The organism is Paenibacillus cellulosilyticus (assembly GCF_003182255.1).
Classification (GTDB): domain Bacteria; phylum Bacillota; class Bacilli; order Paenibacillales; family Paenibacillaceae; genus Paenibacillus_T; species Paenibacillus_T cellulosilyticus.
The window spans coordinates 35411-58134 of record NZ_QGTQ01000035.1; the positions used below are offsets into that span (position 1 = coordinate 35411).

At 52.2% G+C, this 22724-nt stretch carries 21 protein-coding genes; 7 read left to right on the forward strand and 14 right to left on the reverse strand.

What is annotated here, in order from left to right:
• The first annotated feature begins 41 nt into the window (after nt 1-41).
• Nucleotides 42-719 carry a response regulator transcription factor gene (locus DFQ01_RS27040; protein WP_110047062.1) on the forward strand — a complete coding sequence of 226 codons (678 nt, stop codon included), beginning with the start codon at nt 42-44 and terminating at the stop codon, nt 717-719.
• Complete coding sequence (locus DFQ01_RS27045; RefSeq protein ID WP_110047063.1) at nt 719-2062, forward strand: sensor histidine kinase; 1344 nt, start codon at nt 719-721, stop codon at nt 2060-2062. Before DFQ01_RS27040 ends, DFQ01_RS27045 begins: the two co-directional genes overlap by 1 nt.
• Nucleotides 2063-2114: 52 nt before the next feature.
• On the opposite strand, the gene DFQ01_RS27050 is transcribed toward DFQ01_RS27045, so the two are convergent.
• A complete protein-coding gene (locus tag DFQ01_RS27050) occupies nt 2115-2477 on the reverse strand; it encodes a winged helix-turn-helix transcriptional regulator (RefSeq protein ID WP_110047064.1) in 363 nt (120 codons plus the stop codon).
• Nucleotides 2478-2622: 145 nt separating this feature from the next.
• On the opposite strand from DFQ01_RS27050, the gene DFQ01_RS27055 reads away from it, so the two are divergent.
• On the forward strand, nt 2623-3342 hold the full coding sequence (locus tag DFQ01_RS27055; RefSeq protein WP_110047065.1) for a 3-ketoacyl-ACP reductase: 720 nt from the start codon (nt 2623-2625) through the stop codon (nt 3340-3342).
• Between the two features lie 90 nt (nt 3343-3432).
• Here the strand turns inward: DFQ01_RS27055 and DFQ01_RS27060 are convergent, their stop codons facing one another.
• From DFQ01_RS27060 to DFQ01_RS27090, 7 genes are all read right to left on the reverse strand, one after another.
• Nucleotides 3433-4746 carry an extracellular solute-binding protein gene (locus DFQ01_RS27060; RefSeq protein WP_174812799.1) on the reverse strand — a complete coding sequence of 438 codons (1314 nt, stop codon included), beginning with the start codon at nt 4744-4746 and terminating at the stop codon, nt 3433-3435.
• 30 nt (nt 4747-4776) lie between these two features.
• Nucleotides 4777-5565 carry a response regulator transcription factor gene (locus tag DFQ01_RS27065; protein WP_110047066.1) on the reverse strand — a complete coding sequence of 263 codons (789 nt, stop codon included), beginning with the start codon at nt 5563-5565 and terminating at the stop codon, nt 4777-4779.
• Between the two features lie 24 nt (nt 5566-5589).
• Nucleotides 5590-7299 carry a cache domain-containing sensor histidine kinase gene (locus tag DFQ01_RS27070; protein ID WP_245946904.1) on the reverse strand — a complete coding sequence of 570 codons (1710 nt, stop codon included), beginning with the start codon at nt 7297-7299 and terminating at the stop codon, nt 5590-5592.
• A 574-nt stretch (nt 7300-7873) separates the two neighbouring features.
• Nucleotides 7874-9511 carry a putative polysaccharide biosynthesis protein gene (locus tag DFQ01_RS27075; protein WP_110047086.1) on the reverse strand — a complete coding sequence of 546 codons (1638 nt, stop codon included), beginning with the start codon at nt 9509-9511 and terminating at the stop codon, nt 7874-7876.
• 148 nt (nt 9512-9659) lie between these two features.
• Nucleotides 9660-10385, reverse strand: a complete 726-nt coding sequence (locus DFQ01_RS27080) for a ThuA domain-containing protein (protein WP_110047067.1) — start codon at nt 10383-10385, stop codon at nt 9660-9662.
• Between the two features lie 27 nt (nt 10386-10412).
• Complete coding sequence (locus tag DFQ01_RS27085) at nt 10413-10898, reverse strand: DUF456 domain-containing protein (RefSeq protein WP_110047068.1); 486 nt, start codon at nt 10896-10898, stop codon at nt 10413-10415.
• Nucleotides 10889-11662, reverse strand: a complete 774-nt coding sequence (locus tag DFQ01_RS27090) for a Cof-type HAD-IIB family hydrolase (RefSeq protein ID WP_110047069.1) — start codon at nt 11660-11662, stop codon at nt 10889-10891. The genes DFQ01_RS27085 and DFQ01_RS27090 overlap by 10 nt, the downstream gene beginning before the upstream one ends.
• A gap of 458 nt (nt 11663-12120) precedes the next feature.
• On the opposite strand from DFQ01_RS27090, the gene DFQ01_RS27095 reads away from it, so the two are divergent.
• Nucleotides 12121-13182 (forward strand): RluA family pseudouridine synthase, encoded by a 1062-nt coding sequence (locus tag DFQ01_RS27095; protein WP_110047070.1) that lies wholly within the window; start codon nt 12121-12123, stop codon nt 13180-13182.
• A gap of 319 nt (nt 13183-13501) precedes the next feature.
• On the opposite strand, the gene DFQ01_RS27100 is transcribed toward DFQ01_RS27095, so the two are convergent.
• The gene (locus DFQ01_RS27100; protein WP_110047071.1) at nt 13502-14992 is read right to left on the reverse strand and encodes an amidase family protein; all 1491 of its coding nucleotides are present in this window, start codon (nt 14990-14992) and stop codon (nt 13502-13504) included.
• Nucleotides 14993-15106: 114 nt separating this feature from the next.
• Nucleotides 15107-15994, reverse strand: a complete 888-nt coding sequence (locus DFQ01_RS27105) for a class I SAM-dependent methyltransferase (RefSeq protein WP_110047072.1) — start codon at nt 15992-15994, stop codon at nt 15107-15109.
• A gap of 540 nt (nt 15995-16534) precedes the next feature.
• On the opposite strand from DFQ01_RS27105, the gene DFQ01_RS27110 reads away from it, so the two are divergent.
• The 3 genes from DFQ01_RS27110 to DFQ01_RS27120 all read left to right on the forward strand — a co-directional run bounded on the left by DFQ01_RS27110 (nt 16535) and on the right by DFQ01_RS27120 (nt 18730).
• Complete coding sequence (locus DFQ01_RS27110) at nt 16535-17371, forward strand: hypothetical protein (RefSeq protein ID WP_110047073.1); 837 nt, start codon at nt 16535-16537, stop codon at nt 17369-17371.
• A 126-nt stretch (nt 17372-17497) separates the two neighbouring features.
• Nucleotides 17498-18103: a DUF2087 domain-containing protein gene (locus DFQ01_RS27115; protein WP_110047074.1), complete on the forward strand. Its 606-nt coding sequence runs from the start codon at nt 17498-17500 to the stop codon at nt 18101-18103.
• 12 nt (nt 18104-18115) lie between these two features.
• On the forward strand, nt 18116-18730 hold the full coding sequence (locus tag DFQ01_RS27120; RefSeq protein WP_110047075.1) for a histidine phosphatase family protein: 615 nt from the start codon (nt 18116-18118) through the stop codon (nt 18728-18730).
• A 13-nt stretch (nt 18731-18743) separates the two neighbouring features.
• Here DFQ01_RS27120 and DFQ01_RS27125 read toward each other — a convergent pair whose 3' ends face one another.
• From DFQ01_RS27125 to DFQ01_RS27135, 4 genes are all read right to left on the reverse strand, one after another.
• The gene (locus DFQ01_RS27125; RefSeq protein WP_110047076.1) at nt 18744-20084 is read right to left on the reverse strand and encodes a hypothetical protein; all 1341 of its coding nucleotides are present in this window, start codon (nt 20082-20084) and stop codon (nt 18744-18746) included.
• 97 nt (nt 20085-20181) lie between these two features.
• Entirely contained in the window at nt 20182-20736 is a 555-nt protein-coding gene (locus DFQ01_RS30915) for a hypothetical protein (RefSeq protein WP_146216931.1), read from the reverse strand.
• Nucleotides 20694-21224: a hypothetical protein gene (locus DFQ01_RS27130; protein ID WP_174812800.1), complete on the reverse strand. Its 531-nt coding sequence runs from the start codon at nt 21222-21224 to the stop codon at nt 20694-20696. Before DFQ01_RS27130 ends, DFQ01_RS30915 begins: the two co-directional genes overlap by 43 nt.
• A gap of 186 nt (nt 21225-21410) precedes the next feature.
• Complete coding sequence (locus tag DFQ01_RS27135; protein ID WP_245946903.1) at nt 21411-22712, reverse strand: MFS transporter; 1302 nt, start codon at nt 22710-22712, stop codon at nt 21411-21413.
• Between the last annotated feature and the right edge of the window lie 12 nt (nt 22713-22724).

The following is a 22724-nucleotide window of genomic DNA, read 5'->3' on the forward strand; positions in this document are numbered from 1 at the left end:
TAGGCTCACCAAGACAACACCAAGAAAAGAGGAATTCCGACATGCGAATCTTAATTGTTGAAGACGAGGTTAACCTCGCTGAAGCTTTATCTCAAATATTGAAGAAACATAATTATTCCGTCGATGTCGTCCATGACGGCCAAGCGGGTCTCGATAACGCCCTAGCCGGCATCTATGATCTGCTGCTGCTCGACATCATGCTTCCGAAGATGGATGGCATTACTGTATTGAAAGAACTAAGGAACGAAGGCGTTGCTACACCCGTCATTTTGCTAACCGCCAAAGGCGAAGAGCACGACAAAATCACCGGGCTCGATTACGGCGCAGATGATTATGTGGCCAAGCCTTTCTCAACAGGCGAACTGCTGGCCCGCATTCGGGCGGCATTAAGAAGAAGAGGCGAGGTCGTGCCTGACGACAGCTTGAAGTTCGGCGACCTTGAACTGAATACAGCGAATCTGAAGCTTACATGCAGCGGAAAGGAAATGAAGCTCATTCTGAAGGAATGTGAGCTGATGGAGCTGCTCATTATGAGGAAGACAGCGATCACGTCCAAGGAGCTCATTATCGAGAAGCTGTGGGGATTCGATTCGGATGTGGAGCATAACAACGTCGAGGTTTACATTTCATTCCTGCGCAAAAAATTGACGTTCCTGCAATCTTCGGTCCGGATTTCGACGATCCGAGGCGTTGGCTACGTACTGGAGGAGACTTCCTAATGTTCAATCAGCTGCGCAATCGGCTGCTCATCGTGAACATGGTCATCATCAGCCTAATCATGATTGTAGCCTTCTCATCGATCTATACGATCACCTATCAGTACAACCATAAGACAATGAATAATGATTTCATTCAAGTGTCTGATTTTTATCGAAAATCTGGCGGGATGAATGGCGGCGGCAAATTCGGCGATAATCACGGACCGAAGGATCAAGACAGTGAACTGAAGACGCCTAGCGGCGACATAGGCATTGTTGGCAATGTTGGCGGCGGCGGCGGCAAATTAGGCCCTCAACCTGAACGTTCGGTATCATTCGCCATTAATACAGACGCCGATTGGAACATTACGAAGACGGATTCCCGCTTCGATATGGATGATGATTTCTACAAGCTTGCCGTTGAGCATGCTTCCTCCAGTGACGCCACTCGAGGCAACTTCACGCTGGATGGCAACCGGTGGGAATATAATGTGGAGAATACGGTCGAGGGGTACTCCATCGTGTTTATGGATGTAACGAACCAATACCAATTCCTTCGTAACCTGTTATACACATTCCTGGCCGTTGGTCTTATCATGCTTGTCGTCATTTACTTCACCAGCCGATATTTCGCGAATCGCTCCATTGCACCCGTTAAAGAAGCGTTCGACAAGCAGCAGCGGTTTATCGCTGATGCGTCACATGAGCTGCGGACACCACTCGCCGTCATCAATACGAATGCAGACGTGTTATTGGCGAACAGCGATGATATTATTCGGACCCAAATGAAATGGCTGAACCATATCAAGTCAGAGACGGAACGAATGCGGACGCTGACAAGTGATTTGCTTTATTTGACCCAGATGGAGGATGCCCGCGAGGGTGTAATCATGACCTCATTCAATCTAAGCGAAGCGGTTGAAAACATCATTCTAACGCTCGAAGCCGTTATTTTCGAGAAAAATATGGTGCTGGACTACGACATCTCGCCGGACCTGTACACGAAGGGCAATAGTGAGCAGATGAAGCAGGTCATTCTCATTCTGCTCGACAATGCCATTAAGTACACGAACGCTGGCGGCTCCATTAAGCTCACGCTGAAGAAGCACGGTCATGATCAGCAGCTAACCGTCACCAATACGGGAGAAGGCATCCCACAGGAGCATCTGGCACGTATCTTCGACCGCTTCTACCGCGTCGATGCTTCCCGTTCTCGCCAAAATGGCGGCTACGGACTTGGCCTTGCCATTGCGAAGACGATCGTCGAACAGTCGAAGGGCCGCATCTCTGCGAAGAGCGTGTTGAATGAAACGACGTCGTTCACTGTACAGCTCCCGGCAGACACGCAATCGCGTAAGGCTTAAGAGCATACTCTACAAAACAAATGCCGCAGGCTTACGCCTGCGGCATTTTATTTTACACCTTCAAATCCTCCATCCGCTTCTTGCCCCAATCGTACATCATGAGCACGATCGGAAGCAGCGTTTCGCCAAGCGGTGTAAGCGAATATTCAACTTGTATCGGTACAACCTCATGGTACACCTGCCGATTGACGATGCCATCCTCCTCCAGCTCCCGCAGCTGATTCGAGAGCACTTTGTGCGATATTCTGGGGAACAGTCTTTGAATCGCATTGAACCGAAGAGGACCATCGATGCCGAGTTGATAAATAATGACGATCTTCCACTTCCCACTAATGATAGACAACGTCAGCTCTTTCTCGCAGTTAAACTGCTTGTTCTCGATTTTCTCCCGAATCTCTTCCCTTAGATCTCCCATCCTCATTATCCTTTCTATTATCGTAAGGTTACCGCCAGATAACCACATAACGAAGAAGTTAGCCCTTATATAAAAGGTCCATCTGTTATAGAATAAACGAATCCGGCACAAATGAAAAAACGGATTTAGGATAGGAGAGAAAAAAATGCAATTAAATAACCAAACAGCGATTATTACTGGAGCTGGCAAAGGCATTGGCAAAGCGATCGCAGAGGTGCTTGCGAAGGAAGGCGTACATGTTGGACTTATCGCCCGCAGCAGCGCAGATCTTGAGGCGCTTCAAGCTTCGCTGACAAGTACATATGGCATTCGTGCTTACGTCGCTTCCGCCGATGTATCGAACGCTTCGGAGGTTGAAGCAGCTGTTGCTTCGCTGAAGGAGCAGCTGGGATCGATCGATATTCTGATCAACAACGCGGGAATCGCGCAGTTCGGTACGCTCGTCGATATGGACCCAGCGCAATGGGAACGAATTATTCAAGTGAACCTGATGGGCACTTATCATGTATCCCGTGCCGTTCTGCCAACGATGATTGCACAAAATAGCGGCAGCATTATCAACGTTGCATCTACGGCAGGCGAGCGCGGCTTCGCGACTGGCTCCGCTTACTGTGCATCGAAGTTCGCTGTTCTCGGCCTGACGGAATCGCTGCTGCAGGAGGTTCGCAAATTCAACATTCGCGTAACTGCGCTCACGCCAAGCACGGTCAACACGGAGCTCGCCGTCAACGCCGGCCTTAAGATCGGTGACGAAGACCGCATGATGCAGGCAGAGGACGTTGCCGAGCTTGCGCTCGCAACCTTGAAGCTCCCATCGCGCGTGTTCGTGAAAGCCGCAGGCATTTGGACGACGAATCCACAATAATGCGCATTGCAATAGAGCCGTTCCTTCAGTCGCATGACTGGTTGGGACGGCTCTTCATAGTTACAGCAAACATACCCTTGTACAGATTAGTTAGTTGCCTCTCTTAATTGCTGTATCATGCGCCTGTGAGAACTTCTCCGGCGTCGTCGCCTTGCCGAACAACGCTTGAATTTGGTTAAGATGCGTCTCCGCCGCGTTCGCTTTCATCTGAACGTCTGCGAACAATGTGATGCTGCTCGCCTGATTCGTTTCATTAAAGAGATCGATATACAGCTGCGGCAGTTGCAGCTTCGATGTATCCACCTTCGTCGCTGGGATGACGCCTGCACCCGTCACCGACTGCTCGCCCCATTTGTCAACGAAGTACTCAACGAATTTCTTCGCTTCTGCCTTCACGCTGGAATTCTCTGCAACGAACAGGCCTACGCCCGGGCCGCCAACCCAGCTGTTCTCGTTGCCCTTACCGCCAGCGACCGTAGGGAATTTGAAAAATCCAACGCTGTCGCGAAACTGCTGCGGAACATCCTCGTTCGTCGTAAAGTTCGGCAGCTCCCATGTCCCTGTCAGGAACATCGCTGCTTTGCCCTGCAGAAATACCGACTTCGCTTCCTCATTCGATAAGCCGTTGAAGCCTTTCACGAATGCATTGCTATCGACAAGCGACTGCACCTCACCTGCCGCTTTCACGAGACCTTGTTCCATGAAAGAGCCTGTACCGTTAATTGCATTAGCCAATGCTTCTTGGCCTGCATAGCGGTCCGCCAGGTACATATACCAGAGCGAACCCATCCAACGGTCCTTATTGCCGAGCGCTATTGGCGCAACATGGTTATCCACGAGTGTCTTGACCACCTGCTTGAACTCGTCGTAGGTCTGAGGCTCCTTCAAATTGTATTTGTCGAAGATAGATTTGTTGTAATAGACAGGTGCAATGTTGAACTCCAGTGGAAGCGCATAGGTCTTGTCATCGATCGAATAAGCTTCCGTCGTGCCCGCTACGAACTTATCCTTCAATTCGCCACTGAGCAGGTCGTCTAATGGCGTGAACAAGCCGCCTGCCACATAGGGCTGTAGAAACCCTGCCGCCCAAGTGACGCCAACGTCAGCCAGCTTGTTGGAAGCCGACAGCACCTTCAGCTTGTTCTTATACTGCTCGTTATCGAGCACGTCCTGCTTGATGATGACGTTCGGATGTTCATGCTCGTAATCATTAATGATCTGATTGACGATTTTGTTCTGACCTGCTGCAATGCCTTCGGGCCACAGATGCATGAACGTGATCGTAATCTTGGTACCGCTTTCAGATATATTATTAGCAGCAGCACCATCTTTATTGCTGCTGCAGCTTGCTACCACCAATACGAGGCATAGGGTCAACAATAATGCCGTCCAATTTTTGAACACGGTTACACCTCCTTCTCCGCTGTAGATCTTTTATTGGATCGTTTCCTCGCGATGAACGACGCTCTTCCGGTATTGTCCAGGGCTCATATCTTCCATCGTACGAAACACTTTTACAAAATATTTCGCCGTCTGGTACCCAACGCGCTCAGCAATCTCCGTGATCGTCAGCTCAGTATTCGTCAGCATTTCCTTCGCCCGCTGTACCCTTCGGCGCGTCAAATATTCGCTGAATGTCAGCCCCGTCTGCTCCTTGAACAACACGCTGAAATAGCTTGCGTTCAGATGCAGATGATCGGCAATGTCACGCATCGTGATCGGATCATGCAAATGCGCATCGAGATAATGGATCGCTTCCTGCACCTGTGAGTTATACCGTTTCTCCTGACCGACCGTCTCGAGCAGCTTTTCATCGACGAGCCGCTCCATCCGTTCAATTCGGTGGAGCTCCTCTTCCCGCTTAAAAGCCGCCTCCACCGCTGCGACCAGCTTAGCTTTATCCAATGGTTTGAGCAAATATTCCACGACGCCGAATTGCAGCGCCCGCTGCGCATAGGTGAAATCGGGATGACCCGAAATGATGATGACGACCGGCGGATGGTCCATCTCCTTCAGCTTCTCGACCAGCTCCAGCCCGCCAAGCTCCGGCATCCGGATATCTGTAATGAGTACGTTCGCTTCGTTGTCCTCCAGCCATGCCAGCGCTTCGACGCCGCTAGTTGCGACGACAATCCGATGACGTCCTGCTGACCATGCCTCCAGCACTTTGCGGACGCCTTCTCTTGTTCTCGGCTCGTCATCTGCGATCAATATCGTTTTCATGTCGCTCCACTCCGTTCATCCCAATCATTTTAAAGCCCATATATCATCTGGTATCTCAAAGGCCATCGTCGTCCCTTGTCCGACCTCGCTTCGGATTTCCAAGCCTTCCGTCGCCGACTCATAGTTGAGCCGCAGCCGCTGCTGCACGTTTGCGATTCCCACGCCGCTTCCCTTGGTCGACGTTTGGTTTCTCCCCTGCTCCATTGCCGCATACAACGAATGAATTTTATCGACATCCATGCCAGGACCGTTATCGATAACTTCAACTCGGGTAAAGCCCTCACGGGTTGACGCACCTACTCGCAGCGTAACTTCACCTGGTCCTAGACGCTGTTCGACACCGTGCAAAATCGCGTTCTCTACCAATGGCTGAATAAGCAGCTTCGGAATCGGCACCCGTCGGTACGACTCGTCCACCTCAATCGACCAAGACAGCCGATCCATCATCCGCATGACCATCAGCTTGAGGTAACGTTCCGCATGGTCCAATTCATCCCCCAGTGTCACCCACTCATCTTCATCCGGGCGTGAGATCACGTATCGGAATAGGCCAGACATCGCAACGACCAGCTGCGCCAGCTCTTCTTCGTCCTTGTCTTCCAGCGCCCAATAGAATGCTTCCAGCGTATTAAACAGAAAATGCGGATTAATCTGCGCCTGCAACGCCTTCAGCTCAGCCTTGCTCTGAATGATTTCTTTCTGGTAGACGACCTCGATCATCTCGTTCAGCGAGACGACCATCTGGTTGTAGGTATTGTTCAACTCGTTGATCTCCATCGTCGACGACGTGACCGGAATCGGCTTGAGTGTTCCGAATCTAGCCCCCCTCATCGCGCGGATGAGCCGGAGAATCGGACGAGTGATCATGATCGACAAAATAAAGGTGAGAACGAGGAACAGCAAGCCTCCCACTGCGCCTGACACTATAACAGCCGTTCGCAAGACCGAGATGCCTTCCGTCGCATACTCCGTCGGCGTCAAAATCAGAATGCGCCAGCCGGTCAGTTCAGACCGCTTCTGCACGGCAATGTATGAGTTTCCCTTCATCTCGACGGAGGATTGATTCTGCAGCAAAATCGATTCAACATCGACATCTGAGGTGAAGTCAGACGTAATGACCTGCCCTTTATCATCAATAAGTCCCATTGCTTCACGCATGTCATCGGTTCCGCTGAACTCTGCGTCCGTATCCGTCAGCTCGAAATATTTTCTGTCAACCTGCACCATTAAATACCCCGAAGCTGTGAACGATTGGTCAATGAGTCGAACCTGCCGCATCGCAACGAGGACGTTAGGATAACTCGGATCAATGCCGTACCAGACAAGCTGACCCTTGGCGCGATTCGCCCGGCCGATCCAATCCGGCGATACACGGTCAAGCAGCCCCACATCCGTTAGCGGGAACAACATCCGATAATCATTCGTGTACAGCTCGATCGAACGTATCCCCGTCGAATACGCCTCTTGTTTGCGTACCTCCTGCTGCATCAACTGCCGCTCCTCGAAGCTGATCCGTTTCCCCGACAGCTCCTTCGTCATCAGCCGTTGGATCGTCGCATTCGTCGCGACCTGCGCGGTGAATGTCTCAATCTGACGCAGCAGCTCGTCCAGCTTGCCGGATGCCTGCACCGCTGTTTGTTGAATGTGCTTCTCCGCATTGTTGCGCAGCAGCACGGATACTTGATCATAGGTAAATAATCCGGCTGACGCCAGCACAATAACCATAACGAGCATGAACCCAATAAAAATTTGATTGCGGAGCGTGTTCAACCTTCCTAGCCAGTTCCTCACAGCTGTATCCTCCCAATCATAGCAATAAGCATAAAGCATCAAATGTACAACAGGAATACTATACACAATAAATACAAAAAGCCCAATCATTCTAACCGAGTAAATACGATTTTTTTCTCAACAACATAACAACAACATAAAGAAAACCCCGTTTTCCTGAATGAAAACGAGGTCGTTTCATTAAATCTTCTAAATGGATAAATAAATAAGATCTCGTCTAAAGCGTATACGTGAACGCAAAGGGTTGACGTTTGTTCTGCAAAAATACTTTATAAATTTCCGGCAGCCGATTCGTGTTGACTGCACCATCATCATAACCTCCTATATATAAGCCCATATTGGGAACTAATTCCTTAGACCTACGCACAATTCGATGTTTTTCAACATTTTTCCTGCATATTTCCTATGTTTCTTTAAATTTTTATACATTCAACCTTTGTTAAGGATTAAATCCGCATAAAAAAATGGAGGCCCAATGGGACCTCCACCTTTCTATGAATCTATAGCCCTGCCCTGATTAACCCCGCTGAGCCGAAGGGGCCAGCCGCATGAGCGGACCGAACAGCTTGCGCAGCGGTCCTGGGAACGAGCGCACATCCGCTGGCGTTACGACGCGCAGCAGCACGAGCAGCACGACATACAGAACGCCTGCAGCTGCGCCGGCAGCGCAGCAGCCGAGGAAGTAGACGATTTTGTCCGGCATGGCATCGAGCAGCAGTGCTCGTACGCCGTATTCAACACCGTATCCAGCAGCAGCTGTTACGATTACGGTAATCAAATAACCAATCCAACGTCCGCCAAGCGTCTGAAGCGGTACGATCTGACGAATCGAACGAAGATTGAGCAGCGTCACAATCACGAAGCACAACGTCGACGCAACGATAAAGCCGTACAAGCCCATGAATGGAGCAAGCGCAATGCTGCCAACCAGCTTAACAGCAAGACCGATAAGCGTGTTATACATGGGCGTTCTAGCCTTACCGAAGCCGTATAGAATCGAGTTGCTCGTCATCATTGAAATCTGGAATATCGTTCCGGCTGTCAATGCCGCGACGATTCCGCTGCCTTCTGCCGTTTTAAATATGAGTCCTGTTACCGAATATGCGGCAACCGACAAGATTAGTGCGGCAGGCACGCCAGTGAAGACGACGATTCGCATAACGAGCGAAGACTGACGCTGCACCTCGTTCATGTCCCGTTTCGCGAAGGCCGTTGAAATAATCGGAATAATGGATGAGCTAAGTGCAATGGCTAGAATCGGCGGAATGCCAGCAATGGAAGTTGCTTTCAGACCGAACGCATCCAGTGCACGTTGTGCCGCTTCCTCTGTTAAATAGAAGCTTCCGCTCAAGCGGATTAGGAACGTGTTGTCGAACATATAGACCAAGTTAACCGTCATTGCCGTCACGACAATCGGCAGCGACATCATGAAGATTTCTTTGTAAATCGATTTGAACGGCAGGTTCGAGCGTTCAAATCGCAGACGTCCTGCACGAACTTCCTCTGCATCCTGTCTGCCAAGCTTACGGCCATACCAGATCATCACGCACAAAGCGCCGATGCCGCCAACGAAGCTGCCGAAAGATGCAGCCGCCGCGATCCAACGGTCTCCCCAGCCTGCTGACACAACAGCAATCGCGAGACCTACGCCAACCAGTACGCGCAGAATTTGTTCAATGATTTGCGAAATGCCGCCCGCCGACATGAGCTGCCGGCCTTGGAAATAACCACGCATCATGGCAATCGTCGGGAACAGCAGCAGTGCAGGCGCAATCGCCTGAATCGATGCATCTGCCAGTGGAAGCTTGGCCACATGCTCCGTGTACCATGGCGCAATGACGTACAACAAAAGCGCCATTGCAGCACCGGTGATGACGCCGAACAGAAGCGCCGCTTTATAGATCCGCTGCGCTTCACCTGCTTTGCCGAGTGCATGCCGCTCGGACACCATCTTGCTGATTGCACTCGGGATACCGCCCGTTGCGATAACGAGCAGCCACATGTACATCGTGTTAGCAAGACCAAGTGCTGCGCCGCCGCCTGTCCCCATCATGTAATCGAGCGGGACCCGTTGGAAGATGCCGAGCACACGTGCGACCAACGCGGCCGCAGCTAGAATGATCGTCCCTTTAATTAATGATTCCTTCTTAAGCATAACGTCAGCTTTCTTCCTCTCCCTCATTGCATAAACATGCGTAAACGCAGCAACGGCACTGCCGTCCCAAAGCCCCGGCATTGAACGCCGGAAGCTCAAGAACGAACAGTGCCGTCTGCTTCTGCATGTAAATAACCGTTATTTTATTTTACGCCTTGCCGCCGATCGGTTCAAGCGGTTGATGGTTGCCGCGTACCGGCGCCGCAGCACGCGAAGGCGCTGCCCACTGTACCGCGTTGCGAATGACTTGCAGCACTTCTGGGTTGTAATACGTCGGATACGTCTCGTGACCTGGACGGAAGTAGAAGATTTTGCCCTGACCGCGATAGAACGTGCAGCCGCTCCGGAATACTTCGCCGCCCTCGAACCAGCTGACGAACACGAGCTCGTCTGGCGCTGGAATATCGAAGTGCTCGCCGTACATTTCCTCATGCTCCAACGTAATGTACTCTGGCAAGCCTGCTGCGATTGGATGCGCCGGATTGACGACCCAGATGCGTTCCTTCTCGCCCGCTTCGCGCCATTTCAGGTCGCAGCCCGTGCCCATCAGCTTCTTGAAGATCTTCGAGAAGTGACCGGAGTGCAGGACGATCAGTCCCATGCCTTCCATAACACGCTGGTGCACACGTTCAACGATGTAGTCCTCTACGCGATCATGTCCCATGTGGCCCCACCAGATTAATACGTCCGTGTTCGCAAGCACTTCTTGCGTCAGACCATGCTCGGGCTGTTCCAATGTAGCTGTCTGAACCTCGATCGATTCATTCTGAATGCCCTTAGCAAGTGCTTGGTGAATGCCTTCCGGATAAACATTACGTACTTCCTCGTGAATATGCTCATGCAAATATTCATTCCATACCGTTACTTTGACCATTATGTCAACACTCCTCTTCGTTATCGGTTAAATGAGCCAAATGAAGAACAGGACGATCATGATCAGCTGAAGGATAAACTTAACGACGGTGCTGGTGAACAATCCGACGACGGAGCCGTAACCAACCTTAAGCGACTTATTCATATCGGACCCCGCATACAGCTCACCGAGCAATGCGCCAAGGAATGGACCGAGAATAAGACCGAATGCCGGGATGACGAATGGGCCAATAATGACGCCAATCGTACCGCCGACGACGGATGCTCGTGAACCGCCGAATTTCTTGATCCCCCATGCATTGACCGCATAATCGGCTACAAACAACACGACGAGGATAATCGTCTGGATGGTCCAGAACCAGAAGCCAAACGGCGAGAAGCTCATGCACAGTCCATATACGAAGAAGGCAACATAGATCGCAACAACGCCCGGCAAAATAGGAAAAACCGCACCCGCCATACCCACCAGGAACAGCGCAATGACAATAATCCAGCCGATTGTCTCTAGGACCATAGCGGCACCTCAGCCTTCAGAACATATTTGCGCAGCACCTCGGCGACGCCATGCTCGTTATTCGAGAACGTGACGACATCCGCCGCCCGCTTCACTTCATCCTGCGCATTGTCCATTGCGACACCAAGGCCCGCTTCGCGAATGGCGGCAATATCATTGAGGCTGTCTCCAACCGCAACAGTCTGCGACATCTCGATGCCAAGCATGCTGCACAGCTCTCGCAGTGCTGACGCCTTCGATACGCCAAATGGATTCATCTCCAGATTCCACGGGGATGAGTTCGTAATTTCGAGGTTCCCCCAGCTGCTTGCCTCCTGAAGAATCGCCTCGCGCACCGCGTCGTCTTCTGTATTACAGCCGAACTTGAGCCAGTGATGTGCCGCATAGGCATCTGCAGGTACAAGCCATTTCTCCTTGTTAAAGACCTCGCCATTGGTTGTATACGCCCAGAACCATACATCATACTTCTGCGCCAGCTTATGCAGGTTGCGAATGGTGCCCGGATCAAGCAGTTCACGCTTGTGCAGCACATGCGGCCGACTCCAAATTTCTCCGCCATTGACCGTCACCATTGGCACATGCATCATGCCTAGCTGCTCCGTATAAGAAAGCACCTCGCGGTATCCTCTGCCCGTCGAGAAGCAGACCGTAACGCCCGCTTCCATTGCCCTCTTGATCCAATAGGCCGTCGGTTCGCTAACCTCATGCCTATCGTTCAACGTTGTGCCGTCCATGTCCAGTGCTACCAGCTTGTATGTACTCATATGATTATGCCTCCTATCGGGTCACATCGGCATACGTATGCGCTGCTTGGGTATACGTTTTGCTGCCGATTTCTCTGTCTGTTTTCCGATATTGTAGCACATTTCACCTTGAGTACCCACCAACTTAAGGATAAGGAAGCAGCTCGACTAAAGTCGGTGATGATGGCGAGGATGGCCTCCTTGGCGTGACTGAACACCGTCTCATCGAAGCTTGGTCATTTGCGCAAACGTTTGCATTCCAGGAGAAAAAAAAACAATTTAAATCAATAAAACAAGTCCATGCCCTTCAGCTTACGACACCCTGTTCAATTTGGTGTACTGGTTTCTATTATATCTGCCGAGGAGCCGCTTGGCGCCCATCCTTATTGGCCCGTTTGTATTGCATTTTGGTATACTGGATAAAAAAGAACGATACCGTCTATCAAACGTGTAATCTTCATAGGAGGATTTTTGTCAAAATGAACAACCGTCAACGTCCCGCGAAGCGTCCATTCGCTGCATCTCCGGGGGGGCCCAATCGCCGCAGCGACAGCCGCGGTGGAAGCGCGAAGCCGCCGCAGGGCGGGAAGAAAACACAAGGTAAACCAACCACTGGAGCCCCCGCTGCTTCTGGTGCACAGGCAGCGAAGCCAGTATCTCGTGCCTACGAGGTGAAAGAAGCGACGACGCTGCTTCCTTTCCTTCTTGAGGCTGTAGCTGGCAGCGGACGCAACGCGATCAAGTCCATGCTCGCACGCGGCCAAATCTCAGTAAACGGAAAGTCTGTGACCGTCTACAATCATGAGCTCAAAGCCGGCGATAAAGTTGAGGTCAGCAAAGAGCGGATCGTGGAGCGTCCACCGCTCGCAGGACTTACGATCGTCCATGAGGATGATGATCTTATCATCGTCGTGAAGGATGCAGGACTGCTGTCAATCTCAGCGGACAAAGACAACGAGAATGAGGTTACTGCTTATCGCCAACTAATGGCGCATGTCCGCAGCCAAGATCCGAAGGGACGTATCTTCATCGTGCATCGACTTGATCGCGATACGTCCGGCATTATGATGTTCGCGAAGAACGAGGCTGCACAGCAAACGCTGCAGAACGAATGGCAGGAGCGGGTCAAAGAACGGGCCTATATCGCGCTTGTCGATGGTCTAGTTCGGAAGCCGAGCGGCACGATCACATCTTGGCTGAAGGAGAGCAGCACGTTGAAGATGTACTCGAGCCATCGTCAGGGCGATGGCCTGCATGCCGTCACTCACTATAAGACGCTGCAGACAAGCCGCGCCTTCTCCCTGCTTGAGGTGCAGCTGGAAACCGGCCGTAAAAATCAGATCCGCGTTCACATGCAGGATATTGGTCATCCGATTGCCGGCGACAAAAAATACGGCTCTCGCTCCCGCGCCATCGGCCGGCTCGGCCTGCACGCCAAGTCGATTGAGTTTCTACACCCAGCTACGGACAAGCTGATGCGATTCGAATCGAATATTCCGAAGTCGTTCCTGCGCGTGTTTAATAGCGAAAATTCGCGGTAGTAATACGGCGATTGCGTGGCGATGGTTGGATAGAAAGAAATTCCGGACGGTAGTAGTGAGTAAGTGCGGCTGAACCACTCTTAGTGTGTTTCGAGCGGCTAGTTCGGCGGTTTAAGTGTGGCTCCTCTACACTTAAACTGCTGCTAGCCGCTTATTGGCTTGCTGCGCGCCGCAGTAAGCGTGCTTTTACTACTCTTATCCGAGCGTTTCCTGCTGCACGTTCCAGCAAGTGTGGTTCAGCCACACTTACTGAATCTTCGAAGCCGATTAAATGAAATAAGCGCGGCTGAGTCATGCTCGGCAGCTCTTATTCGCGTTTCTATTCATTTATGTCCCCGAGCTTCGGTGGGAACCGATATTTCGTCGCCTGCTCGAAGCTGTAGGCGAGCCCGATGAGCAGCGGCTCACTGAACGCTGTACCTGCGAACGTGATACCGTATGGGCCATCCGTTATGTAGCCGGCTTTGGACATGCGTCCATCATTCGCATAGCCGCCAGGCACCGTGATGAGCGGATAGCCTGCGCGCGCCGCAATTTCCGAGCCGTTATGTCCAAGGAACAGCAGTGCGTCTACTTTGTACTCTTGCAGCGCGTAATCGATACCCTGTTCGCGCGACATTCGCCGATTAAACTGAAGACCGTTTACGTATACTTCATCCGTTAGCACGCCGGTTGTATCCTCAGAGCGGGTCAATCCGCGCTGGCCATATTTCAAGGCGCGTTCAGCATTGTCCTCATTGAAAGCAATGAGCTCGGCCAGCGAATGTACCGGTACATTCGGATTAAGCTTCGCCAAGTAATCGTCCAATCCGCGTTTGAACTCGTAACGTACGACATTTCTATCCCACTCGATGCCTGCGCAAGGTACGGAGACGTTGTCGACAATCGTCCCGCCAAGCGATTGAATGGTCTGAATAGCTGCCTCCAATATATCCTGCGGAGCATCGTCCAATCCTTCGCAGTAGTACCGAGGCACACCAATTCGCACACCTTGCATCGCATCCTTGTTCAGGAACACCGTGTAGTCGGGATGAAGATGTCCTTCACTTCGCAGCGTCGCTGCATCCTGCTCATCCTGCCCGGCCAGCACGCTAAGCACAATTGCCGCATCCTTCACCGTGCGCGCGATTGGTCCTGCTGTATCCTGCGTCAGCGACAGCGGAATAAGACCGGTTCGACTCACAAGTCCGACGGTTGGCTTAATGCCAACGACGGAATTATACCCCGACGGATTGACGATGGAACCTGACGTTTCTGTGCCTAATGCTGCAGCCGCGAAATTGGCCGCTACCGCAGCTGCCGAGCCGGAGCTTGATCCGCCGACGAAGACATTGCCTGGCCCATACGGATTCAGCACCAGCCCGCCTCGCGAACTGTAGCCAGCCCACATAGGCTCGGCCATCCCGTTCGCCCACTCCGTCATGTTCGTTTTGCCAAGCAGGATCGCCCCTGCTTCCCGCAACCGAGCAGCAACGTATGCATCAGCCGGTGCAATAGATTGCGCTAATGCAATCGAGCCTGCACTCGTGTGCATCTTGTCGTGCGTATCGATGTTGTCCTTCAACACAATTGGAATACCGTGAAGCCTTCCCCTACTGCCTGTGCGCTGCCTTTCCTCATCCAGTTGTTGTGCGATCTCAATCGCATCGGGATTCAGCTCCAGCATCGAATTGATCGGCCCGTCATAGTTGCGAATCCGTTCCAAATAAAGCAGAACAAGCTGCACGGACGTAATATCCCCGCGCTCTAACGCTTCCTGTAAACATTCGATTTCTGCTTCAACAATCCACTGCTGAGGTGCCTCAATCATGCCGGGATCTCCCTATCATTAGGATGGTAGCAAGCGCATTCACCACATGCTGTTCATATATTCCGCATCCGACAGGGGACTTCCTTTTTTTCCAATGTCAAACAAAATATTTTATTATAACAGGCTCCGATCTACCGTTCCAAACGTGAATCGCATGCCTGGTGCGTGTGTGACGAAGCTGTTGGAATCGATCGCTTGCGAGAGCCTAAGCTCATACTCGTACTGCCGATTTGCTTCTTCTATTGTACAACCGCGGCTGATCAGTCCTTGAATGAACGGCTCCCGCTCTCCCGGTGAAACAGCGAATCCATATGTCCGCTCCGTGGCAAGCAGCTGCGCATGCTCATTCGTATCGCCATTCGGATTCAGGAACCACACTTTATCGCTTACGCGACTCCCGATGTGGCTTAACCCGAGCTTGCTCATATAGAAAGGGAGCTTCGCGCCGATATTGCCATCCTTCCCGGCTATCATCGTATCTCGTTCAAATAGCCGCTGCAGCAGTCCTACATCTACGATTTCCGATTGATTCACACCGTCTAATTGATAGCCCGCCATGCACGCCACCCAATTTGATTCGATGCAAATAACCTTGCCGCCGTCTACGACGCTGTCGATCATGCGCTGCAGCGCGGCTTGCGGGTCTTGCATATGCATAAGGAACGCGTGACTGATCGCAATATCATATTGCGGCTCGAACGATAGCGTGGTCAGATCACCAGCGATAAAATTCGTTTCGTACGGCAGCCCGCGGAAAATCATTCTCGCATGATCGAGCAGCTTCTCCCCCGCATCGATGCCCGTATAAGTCGACCCTTCGGGAAGCAGCGGCAGCAGCTTCAGCCCAAGATAACCGTAACCGCAGCCGAAATCGATAAGCCGGACAGGCTTCGTAATCCGCCATACCGACTTCACAAGAAACTCCATATAATCATCATTATGATTCAATGCGCGCGTTCGACTTAAATAGTCGATTTTATCGTCCCATTCGTAATTACTCATTGCGCGGACACGCTCCTCCGTAGTCTTATCCCCGGCCGGGGTAAGCATTAGCATATTGGAATTTGCTAGAAAGAGATAGACTTACCACATAAGAATTTTTTAGTTTCTGAGTCTAAAAGAAAAATAAATTCTTAATGGCGATAAAACTTACCTCAAAACGCGGTCGTTCATCCTCGAATTACTTCGATAAAGGTTTTCTCATATTGTCACGTCACTTATACTAATATTATAAGGTGCTGAAACGGCACCCTAGCTTTAAATATGTCATTTTCCCTTAATTGCACAGTGAATGTGCTTTTTTTGTGCTTATATTTGTTGATTATGGGGATTTATCACACTTATGATCACCGCGAGCATCTTCCTTATCTTGACAATTATTCACACCTCGACGTATAGTGAAATCACATATGCAAATTCGTGAGTTCATCGCAGGGAAGCACCCTTCGAGCCTGGCCATTGGCCGGGTTGGAAGGGTGCTTTTTTGCGTTGGATGCCGAATTGACGCTATGAATCTATTGTTTAGGAGGATGTCTATACATCATGCTAGCATCAAACCGTACAGCCGGTAGACGACTGACAGCTCCAGTGATACTGCTCCTTGCCATGTTGTGCTCGCTGCTGCCTGCACCATCAGCACATGCTGCGGCACAAACGTTGTCTGCTACTGCTCAAAAGCAATTCGACAAAATGAAGGCGGCTGCTACCGCCGCAGACAGCGCTAAACTCCAGTCGCTCTACAACACCTACGTACAAGTGCAGGCTCAGAACAATGCACGCGATACGAAGTTGAAGGCAACGAGCAAACAGAACGATACCGATGAAACCGCACTGCGCAGCCGGATCAAAGCCATTGATCAGGCAAAGATCGAACAGCTGGAGCGCAAGCTCAAGCAGACGAAAGAAGGTTATCAGCCACTGTTCGACAAGTACGCAGCCACTGCCGCATCCTTGAAGGCAGCCAAGCAGCTCGGCAGCAAAACACTCATTGCAGCAATGCAGCTGCAGGTCGATCTGCTTGAAATCTCGGTCAAAGCAGCGAAGGCGGATATTAAAAACGTGGACGCTGCATGGAAACAGGCCAAAGCAGATGCAACTGCTACAATTAAGCGGCTGCGTGACCAGCTCGCAGCTATCGATAAGGAAGAGAAGCTAATCACGCCGCAGAAGTCAGCGATTACGCAGCTCAACAAACAGAAGTCTTCCGAATGGAGCGACTTCCTCTATGCGCTTCGGACCGGCGATAGCAAAAATGCGATTCGCTCGCTCACCTCGCTGGGCAGCGTATTGAACGAAACGGCGCAGCGGCTCGCAACGATAGAAGCATGTGAGGCGCGCATCGCAGCAATCATCAAGAGCGTGTCGAGCCAGGTGCGCTAAAATAGGCATATGATGAGCCACCCTGAGCCGCCCTGGGTATTGACTTTGCCCGGGGCTTCGTTTATATTTCGCCTTAACGAGTATCTAATTAGATTGTTGTTAAATTGTAAAGGAGTGTGAATGGAGATGCAGCTAGACAAAATCGTCAGCTATCATAAGGCGCTTGCGGATCCGAATCGGCTTCGGATGCTTGTTCTGCTCGCAGACGGCGAACGGAACGGACTGGAGCTTGCGGAGAAGCTGGGCGTCACGCCCGCAACCGTCACTCATCACGCAGCGAAGCTGCGAGAAGCAAGTCTGATTAATGAGCGCAGGGAGAAGAATACGATCTACTTCTCGCTTAATGATTATTTTCTGAAAAATAGCGCAACTGCCGCTTCTGAGTTTATTTATCGCGGGGCGAGTGCAAGAGGCGAAACGAACCCAATGGATGCGGAGCTAACGAGGCTGAAGGAATCCGTTATTCGCAATTTTTCCGATAAGGAAGGCAAGCTGAAGCAGATTCCGTCTCAGTTGAAGAAGAAGCTGATCGTGCTGGAGCATATCGTGTCCGGACTGGAGAAATCGCGTACGTATACGGAGAAGGAAATCAACGAATTCATCAAGCAGTATAATGACGACTTTGCGACGATCCGGCGGGAATTCATTATGCATCAATTCATGTTTCGGGACAAAGAAACGTATGAGCTTAATCCGCCGGAGCTGTGGGCGCGGTGGGAATCGCTCTCTTAGAGGAGGAGCTTTATGCGGACGTTCTACTTGGTTCGTCATGCGTTAAAGGAGAAGGATGTCGGCGATGTGGCTATAACCGCTGAAGGGCGGCTGCAGGCCGAGGCGACGGGACGATTTTTCAAAGGGAAAACGATTGATGCCATTGTTGCCAGTCCACTGCTGAGAACCAAACAAACAGCCGCGTATATGGCGCTATCGCTGGGGCTGGAGGCTGCTGTCGTGGTGGAAGATAATCGTCTACGCGAGCGTGCGAACTGGGGCGATCTGCCGGGGCAAAGCTTCGATGCTTTCATTGCGATGTGGGAGCAGTGTACACGCGATCCCTCCTACATTCCGCCTGCTGGCGACTCGGCTAGGCAAGCTGGAGAACGATTCGCTGCTGCTCTGCTGGAAATTGGAGACGCCGCACCACATGGGAGCAGCGTTGTAATTGTGACGCATGGCGGCGTCTTGACCGACTTCCTTGTGCATTATTTTGATGAGATGGAACTGAATCGTTGGCATCCGGAATTCGTTGCGGTTCAAAGCACACTCGTACCAGAGTGTTCCATTACGCAAATTACATATGATGACGGACAGTTTCGGATAGAGCGCTTTGCATCGGTGGAGCATTTGAATGATTGTTAGCGGAAAGGAAGCCTTATGGTGCGCTTATGGCGCTTAGTTCATAGCCTTGGATCTCGTCTGCCAGTGCTCCCGATAAGGCGATCGTTTGAACGCGACTGCTCCGACTTGGTGCTGTGAAGGACAGCCGCGACAGATTGTATCTCGATCGAATAATGACACTTACAGAGTAGCTGCCGTCCTTCCATACTGCTGCTGTTCCAAGCTGCTTCTCCAACCATGCAAGGGTCACCGATTGCAGACCAGCCGTGCGAGGTAAATAGTAAATATGTTTGACCATGCCGATGGCATCGGTTTGAAGGGTAACGTCCAGATAGTACAGCATGTTGTTTCGTTTGCTGGTTGGCTCACCTAATTGAGTTGCCGCTGCAGTTTGTTCCCCTGGTCGTATTCCGATGGATGGGAATGTCCCCTCATCTACAATGCCGCTGACGAATGCCCTTAATTTGACCCGGTCCGTGCTCGACTTCACCTTGACGACATTGCGTAGATGAACTAATTTCGATCCAAAAGTAACGGTGCCTGCGTCCTCGTCAATTGCTTTTAACGCGGTTTGATTGGACTCCTCCTTTGTGCAATTTATTGCTGCCTCGCATAAGCCTAGAAACGCTCGTTGCTCATTATTCCACTGCTTCAGCAATGCCTCTGGCAGATCGCTCTTGTTGAAGAGCGTCGTATAGGGCTCGGCGCGTCCTCCATGACTCAAATTTCGCAGCGTGAGACTCCATCCACCACCTCGCCAGTTACCTAGTGCACTTAACATGATGATATCGCCAGACGTTGTGCGGAATAGTCCATACTGACTCAGCACATGCAGGAAAAAAGGTTCCACCTCTCCGCTATCGCCCGGCAGAGGAACGATGTGCGAGCGAATGATTGTTGTGGATCCGTCCGTGAATTTGAACATCATGATGGCGCTGATCGGCACACCTTGGCATCCCGCTTCGACGCACGGAATATCGCTCATGAACGTCCGAACATACTCCACACCTGTATTGGTCGGATGCAGCACCGTATTCGTCATATAGCCGCTCGTTGCGAATTTGGCGCCGTACTTCGGATCGGTTGCTCCCTTGGAGCGCAGTGCTTCGAGAAGCTTAGCCTCCCCTTTGGCCACGTTGACGTATGCGCCTTCTTGGTCACCTGCTAGGTTAAGCTTCTTTGCTTTGTCTATGTAAGCTTTTGTTGTGTTTAAGAGACTAATGATGGGATCGGAACTGGCTGCAGCTTCTACTACGGACTCGGCCGATTGCAGCGGTACGATGATGGTAATGAGCATGATGAGTGTGAGGAGGATTGCGATTCGTCTCGTGCGCAGGTTGCGTCTGGCTTTGGCGTTGGCTGGAATAGTTATCATGGGGGATCCCTCTCTACCGGGTAAATTGGATATATATAGAAACGAACAGGTCCAGTGAATAGTTGCAAGCAAAAAGCCAATTGTGATAGCTAGCGCTTCACAATTGGCTTGAGGGCGGTTGCGAGGATACGGCGCTCAGCGCTCCATATGGTGCAATTCTGCACCTCGTTGGCGAGGCTGCGGCGCTTGGCGCCTCATATGGTGCATTTCTGCACCTCGTTGGTGCGGCTGCGGCGATTGACGCTCCATATGGTGCATTTATGCACCTCGTTGGCGAGGCTGCGGCGCTCGGCGCTCCATATGGTGCAATTCTGCACCTCGTTGGCGAGGCTACCCCGGCTTGCACTTTTGCACCTACGCGGCCCGTTTGCTCCGGCTGGCCGTGCCGTTGGTGCACTTTTGCACCTACAATGCACGTTTGCTCCGGTTGGCCGAGCCGTAGGTGCAATTCTGCACCTACGCGGCCCGTTTGCTCCGGCTCGCCGCGCCGTTGGTGCACTTTTGCACCTACACTGCACGTTTGCTCCGGTTGGCCGCGCCGTAGGTGCACCTTTGCACCTACAAGGCCCGTTTGCTCCGGCTCGCCGCGCCGTAGGTGTAATTCTGCACCTACGCGGCCCGTTTGCTCCGGCTCGCCGCGCCGTTGGTGCACTTCGTTGGCGTGGCTGCGGCGCTCGGCGCCTCATATGGTGCATTTCTGCACTTCGTTGGCCAGTCTGCGGCGCTCGGCGCCTCATATGGTGCATTTCTGCACCTTGTTGACGTGGCTGCGGCGCTCGGCGCCTCATATGGTGCATTTCTGCACCTTGTTGGCGTGGCTACCCCGGCTTGCACTTTTGCACCTACACGGCCCGTTTGCACCGGCTGGCCGCTCCGTTGGTGCACTTTTGCACCTACAAGGCCCGTTTGCTCCGGCTCGCTGCGCTGTAGGTGCAATTCTGCACCTACGCGGCCCGTTTGCTCCGGCTCGCCGCGCCGTTGGTGCACTTTTGCACCTACACGGCCCGTTTGCTGCGGTTGGCCGCGCCGTAGGTGCACTTTTGCACCTACGCGGCCCGTTTGCGACGGCTGGCCGTGCCGTTGGTGCACTTTTGCACCTACGCAGCCCGCTTGCTCCGGCTCACCTCGCCGTTGGTGCACTTTTGCACCTACGCGACCCGTTTGCTCCGGTTGGCCGCGCCGTAGGTGCACTTTTGCACCTACGCGGCCCGAGTGCGACGCTCAGCGCCCCATGGGGTGCATTTCTGCACCATGTCCCTCTACATCCACAGCGCCAAACGCAAAAAAGAGGCGCAGCTCTGCACCTCTCTCACAGCTTTGCCCCACTCACCGCGCAGCCGGGCGCAACGTACCGTCGCCCTGCGGCTGCGGCTTGCGGTTCACGTGGCGGTGCGTGTAGAACAGCAGCAGCGCGATGAGTGCGCTGATCGTGCCAAGCAGGAACACGGCGTTAACGCCCCATAAGTCGAATGCGTGGCCGAACATAAGCGGCCCAAGCATCCGGCCGACGTTGCTCAAGCCGCCGTTCAAGCCCATGTAGAACGGCGCATTGGCACCTGTCCGCTCCGAGAGATAGGTTAGAATCGCGGGCAGCAGCAGCATTTCGCCGAATGTCGCGAGAATCATGCCGATCACCAGGTACACATAATGCGCATGGAATGCGAAAATGAACAAACACCCAAGCAGCGTGAACAGCGAGCTGACCAGCATTTGCTTGCTGATCGTATTCCCCAGCCTCCGCCGCTTCAACCAGCTTGTAATGGGCTGTCCAATTACAATGACTATGCCGTTTACCGTCCAGAGCAGGCTGTACAAATCCATGCCAAGCCCGTTCTCCTCCATGTACGGAGCGACGCCCGTCGACCACTGCTGGAACGTGATCCAGTAGAACATCGAGCCGAGCGAGAGATACAAGTACAGATTAACGTTCCGCAGCAGCGCTCTACGATTGTAAGTATGCTTGTCCGCTAAAGTCGCAGTGGAAGCAGCCGCTGTCGATTCATTTTCCGCAGAATCCGCACGACCCGCCCCACGAATGAACACGAATAGGAATATAGCAAACAGCAGCAGCGTCCCGCCGGTCAGCGCATACGTGAGCGAGAACGACACCGCTGCAACCAAACCGCCTACAGCTGCGCCGACCGATACGCCGAAGTTGTTGCACACGTACATGACGTTGTACAGCTCGCGGCGATGTTCCTTCCAGCGAAAGCCGACATAGGCATTCATCGCCGGCATCGCCACGCCATTCGCGAAGCCGAACAAGCTGAGGCAGACGATGTAGAGCGGCCAACTATCCGTCGCTGCGATGAGCAATAACAATAACGAGGCGATGACGAAGGAGCCGGCGATCATATTTTTCGGACCGACACGGTAATAGAGCTGCCCGCCTACCAGTTGTCCGAAGACGCTGAACAGCGACTGAAAGAAAACGACCATGCCGGCATCGCCATACGACTGCCCGAGCACATTGTGCACATAGAACGTCGTCAGCGGCCACATGATCGCCATCCCAACCGAATTGGCAAAGCTGGCAGCTAAGAAGGAAATCGCGTCTCTCGGAAGTTTGCGCAGAGAGGAAAGATCAAGCGAAGGAAAAAGTTTTTTGATGCCTAACAAGATGTTCACCAGATTTCGTCG

Bases quoted from the DNA above. Each gene is read 5' to 3' on its own strand.
- DFQ01_RS27075 (WP_110047086.1), bottom strand. From the start codon at position 9,511: ATGCTTAAGAAGGAATCATTAATTAAAGGGACGATCATTCTAGCTGCG.
- DFQ01_RS27120 (WP_110047075.1), top strand. From the start codon at position 18,116: ATGCGGACGTTCTACTTGGTTCGTCATGCGTTAAAGGAGAAGGATGTC.
- DFQ01_RS27065 (WP_110047066.1), bottom strand. From the start codon at position 5,565: ATGAAAACGATATTGATCGCAGATGACGAGCCGAGAACAAGAGAAGGC.
- DFQ01_RS27070 (WP_245946904.1), bottom strand. From the start codon at position 7,299: ATGCTCGTTATGGTTATTGTGCTGGCGTCAGCCGGATTATTTACCTAT.
- DFQ01_RS27050 (WP_110047064.1), bottom strand. From the start codon at position 2,477: ATGGGAGATCTAAGGGAAGAGATTCGGGAGAAAATCGAGAACAAGCAG.
- DFQ01_RS27095 (WP_110047070.1), top strand. From the start codon at position 12,121: ATGAACAACCGTCAACGTCCCGCGAAGCGTCCATTCGCTGCATCTCCG.
- DFQ01_RS27115 (WP_110047074.1), top strand. From the start codon at position 17,498: ATGCAGCTAGACAAAATCGTCAGCTATCATAAGGCGCTTGCGGATCCG.
- DFQ01_RS27090 (WP_110047069.1), bottom strand. From the start codon at position 11,662: ATGAGTACATACAAGCTGGTAGCACTGGACATGGACGGCACAACGTTG.
- DFQ01_RS27100 (WP_110047071.1), bottom strand. From the start codon at position 14,992: ATGATTGAGGCACCTCAGCAGTGGATTGTTGAAGCAGAAATCGAATGT.
- DFQ01_RS27045 (WP_110047063.1), top strand. From the start codon at position 719: ATGTTCAATCAGCTGCGCAATCGGCTGCTCATCGTGAACATGGTCATC.
- DFQ01_RS27110 (WP_110047073.1), top strand. From the start codon at position 16,535: ATGCTAGCATCAAACCGTACAGCCGGTAGACGACTGACAGCTCCAGTG.
- DFQ01_RS27040 (WP_110047062.1), top strand. From the start codon at position 42: ATGCGAATCTTAATTGTTGAAGACGAGGTTAACCTCGCTGAAGCTTTA.
- DFQ01_RS27055 (WP_110047065.1), top strand. From the start codon at position 2,623: ATGCAATTAAATAACCAAACAGCGATTATTACTGGAGCTGGCAAAGGC.
- DFQ01_RS27125 (WP_110047076.1), bottom strand. From the start codon at position 20,084: ATGATAACTATTCCAGCCAACGCCAAAGCCAGACGCAACCTGCGCACG.
- DFQ01_RS27085 (WP_110047068.1), bottom strand. From the start codon at position 10,898: ATGGTCCTAGAGACAATCGGCTGGATTATTGTCATTGCGCTGTTCCTG.
- DFQ01_RS27105 (WP_110047072.1), bottom strand. From the start codon at position 15,994: ATGAGTAATTACGAATGGGACGATAAAATCGACTATTTAAGTCGAACG.
- DFQ01_RS27080 (WP_110047067.1), bottom strand. From the start codon at position 10,385: ATGGTCAAAGTAACGGTATGGAATGAATATTTGCATGAGCATATTCAC.